The sequence below is a fragment of the Candidatus Regiella insecticola LSR1 genome (assembly GCF_000143625.1).
Taxonomy (GTDB): domain Bacteria; phylum Pseudomonadota; class Gammaproteobacteria; order Enterobacterales; family Enterobacteriaceae; genus Regiella; species Regiella insecticola.
The window spans coordinates 1-3,289 of record NZ_GL379719.1 but is presented as its reverse complement, the minus strand read 5'-3'; the positions used below and the strand labels follow the sequence as shown (position 1 = coordinate 3,289).

Genomic DNA, 3,289 nt, shown 5'->3' with positions numbered 1-3,289 from the left:
ATTCTGTGTTGTCGTCGCTTGCCGTACTATTTGTACTGTCTGTACTCCTCCGCCTTGAATCAAATTAAACTGATTCGGCTAAGCCCTGCTTCTATCTGTCGTTGAATACCTGCTGCATCGAGGCCAAATTCACGGCGCATTTCATTTTGCTCTCCCTGTGGAATAAAGTGATCAGGTAGACCAATATTTAGCACGGGTATTCGTGATTGCGTCATCATTAATAGCTCATTGATGCCACTGCCTGCCCCTCCTTTAATAACATTTTCCTCTATTGTCACTAAAAATTGATGGCGAGCCGCGATCTCTAATACCATGGTCTCATCTAACGGCTTAATAAAACGCATATCGACTAATGTTGCATCTAACTGATTTGCAACTTGCGCCGCTTCTGTTAATAAACTGCCGAAACAAAGAATGGCAATTTTTTTTCCTTCGCGGCGCACGACCGCTTTACCAATAGCTAGCGCTTGCAAGGGCTGCAACTCAACACCGGTGCCATTACCGCGCGGATAACGTACTGCCGCCGGCCCATGATGCAGATACCCGGTATGTAACATTTGGCGGCATTCGTTTTCGTCGCTGGGTGTCATGATCACCATATTCGGAATGCAGCGCATAAAAGAAAGATCAAAAGCCCCTTGATGCGTTTGACCATCGGCACCGACCAGACCTGCCCGGTCGATAGCCAATAACACGGGTAAGTTTTGTAGTGCGATATCGTGGATCAACTGATCATAAGCCCGTTGTAAAAACGTGGAGTAGATAGCGACCACCGGTTTATAACCGCCAATCGCCAAACCGGCAGCAAAAGTAATGGCATGTTGCTCGGCGATAGCAACATCAAAATATTGTTGTGGGTATTCGCGTGAAAAACGCACCATACCTGAGCCTTCACGCATGGCAGGCGTGATCGCCATTAATTTCGGATCTGCCGCCGCGGTTTCGCATAACCAGTCGCCAAAAATGGCGGAGTAAGTGGGGAGCCCTTGTTTTCCTTTGGGCAAAGTGCCTGATGTCAGATCAAATTTAGGTACTGCATGCCAACTTATGGGATCTAATTCTGCCGGGGGATAGCCTTTGCCTTTTTTAGTGATAATATGCAGCAGTTGAGGGCCTTTTAGCTGCCGTATGTTTTTCAGGGTGGGGATCAGGATTTCAATATTATGCCCATCAATTGGCCCAATGTAGTTGAATCCCAATTCTTCAAATAATGTCCCCGGGACAACCATTCCTTTAAGATGTTCTTCTGTGCGTTTTAATAGCGCTTTGATCGGCGGCAGCCCCTCAAATGCCTTTTTCCCACTTTCCCGTAGCGTAGCGTAGCATTTACTTGATAATAATTTTGCTAAATAATTATTTAGACCACCCACATTTTCTGAAATTGACATTTCATTGTCATTCAGTATTACCAGCATATCCGCGTGTATTTCCCCAGCATGATTCATCGCTTCAAAAGCCAGGCCTGCTGTCATCGCACCGTCACCGATAACACACACTGTATGTTTTTCTGATTTTTCTTGTTTTGCCGCCACCGCCATACCCAGCCCGGCACTGATCGAGGTTGAAGAATGACCCACAGAAAGCGCATCATATTCACTCTCTTCACGACAAGGAAAAGGATGCAATCCGCCTTTTTGCCGAATTTTTGTGATGTTTTCACGACGGCCAGTGAGAATTTTATGAGGATAAGCTTGATGACCCACATCCCACACCAAATTATCAAAGGGAGTCTCATAAACATAATGCAAGGCTACTGTCAGCTCAACAACACCTAACCCTGAGGCAAAATGCCCGCTGGAAAGACTGACACAATCAAGTAAATACTGGCGCAGCTCATCACATAATGTTGGCAATTGATCTTCGGATAATAGGCGCAATTTTTCTGGATTTTCCGCTAGAGCTAGGGTCGGGTATTTAGCAGTATCAAAACTCATTCGTTACTCGTATTAGGTTGTAGGCTTTAAATCTTCTTGTGCTCGCTGATATAGCCGAATCAGTTTAATTTGATTCTGTGTTGTCGTCGCTTGCCGTACTATTTGTACTGTCTGCGCTCCTCCGCCTCGAATCAAATTAAACTGATTTGGCTATACTTCGTCAAAAACGAGCTCAAAATGCTCATTTACTGTATGTAAACTGCGCTTTTTCGCCCGTTTTTCCTCAATTGAGCGTCGCTCAAGAAGATTTCGAATCAGATGATGAAGTCTAATAATTTTAACGATCACGCTGGATAATAAAAAGCGCTAATGCACGCAGTGAGCGGGTGTCGTAAGAGGCTCCACTGTCTTGAAGTGATTGGCTCGCCAAACTATCAAGTGCTATTTGCGCGTCTTGACAAAACTTTTTGGCTTTTATTTTTGCCCCTTCAAGGCCGAGCAATGAGGAGTAAGTGCTTTTGTTTCGTTGCTGATCAGCGCCTTGCTGTTTACCCATTCTATCTGTCTCACCGGTAATGTCTAAAATATCGTCCTGTACTTGGAAAGCCAAACCAATCGCGTCGGCATAGTCGTCTAACAGTGACAAGGTTTTTTCACTGCGCTCACCGGCTGCTAATGCGCCGATACGTACCGCGGCACGGATCAATGCGCCGGTTTTATGGCGATGAATTTTTTCTAATGATGCCAATGAAATTTGGCAATGTTCAGCGGCTAAATCGAGGGCTTGACCAGCACACATCCCGCCTGCACCAATGGCTTTCGCCAGTTCAGATACTATCTTGAGGCGATTTTCGAGAGTAACATTTGGCATCGGTTGATCGGCTAAAAGAGAAAAAGCCAGCGTCTGTAAAGCATCACCGGCTAAAATAGCAATAGCTTCACCAAATTTAATATGGCAGCTTGGTTGTCCACGACGTAAATTATCATCATCCATTGCCGGTAGATCGTCATGAACTAATGAATAAGCATGTATGCATTCAACAGCAGCGGCGGCTACATCCAAGCTACCAGGTGATAGGCCAAACATTTTGCCGGTAGCGTAAACCAGATAAGGACGTATTCGTTTACCGCCACAAAGCACAGTATAGCGTATGGCTTCTATGAGTTGACGGCTGTGAGAAGGCAATGGTTGGATAAAATTTTTGAGTTTTTCATCAACGCGCCGCTGATAAAGCGTAAGCTGTTGATGAAAATCAATTGGTAAATTGAGATCAGACATTCGCTTATTCAGGCTCTACGACAAAAGGCGTTAATGGTTTATCAACATCGTCACTGAGTAAGATCTTAACCCGTTGCTCCGCTTGTTGCAGTGTTTGTTGGCTTGTTTTAGCCAGTTGTATCCCACGCTCAAATTC

Annotated in this window: 3 protein-coding genes; all 3 read right to left on the bottom strand. The window is 45.1% G+C overall.

Annotated elements, in window-relative coordinates:
• Positions 1 to 59: 59 nt before the first annotated feature.
• Positions 60 to 1,934 carry a 1-deoxy-D-xylulose-5-phosphate synthase gene (gene dxs, locus REG_RS09970; RefSeq protein ID WP_006705527.1) on the bottom strand — a complete coding sequence of 625 codons (1,875 nt, stop codon included), beginning with the start codon at positions 1,932 to 1,934 and terminating at the stop codon, positions 60 to 62.
• A gap of 277 nt (positions 1,935 to 2,211) precedes the next feature.
• Entirely contained in the window at positions 2,212 to 3,153 is a 942-nt protein-coding gene (gene ispA / locus REG_RS09965) for a (2E,6E)-farnesyl diphosphate synthase (protein WP_006705526.1), read from the bottom strand.
• A gap of 4 nt (positions 3,154 to 3,157) precedes the next feature.
• A partial coding sequence (locus REG_RS09960) for an exodeoxyribonuclease VII small subunit (RefSeq protein ID WP_039908842.1) occupies positions 3,158 to 3,289 on the bottom strand: 132 nt, incomplete at its 5' end.

Bases quoted from the DNA above. Each gene is read 5' to 3' on its own strand.
- ispA (WP_006705526.1), bottom strand. From the start codon at position 3,153: ATGTCTGATCTCAATTTACCAATTGATTTTCATCAACAGCTTACGCTT.
- dxs (WP_006705527.1), bottom strand. From the start codon at position 1,934: ATGAGTTTTGATACTGCTAAATACCCGACCCTAGCTCTAGCGGAAAAT.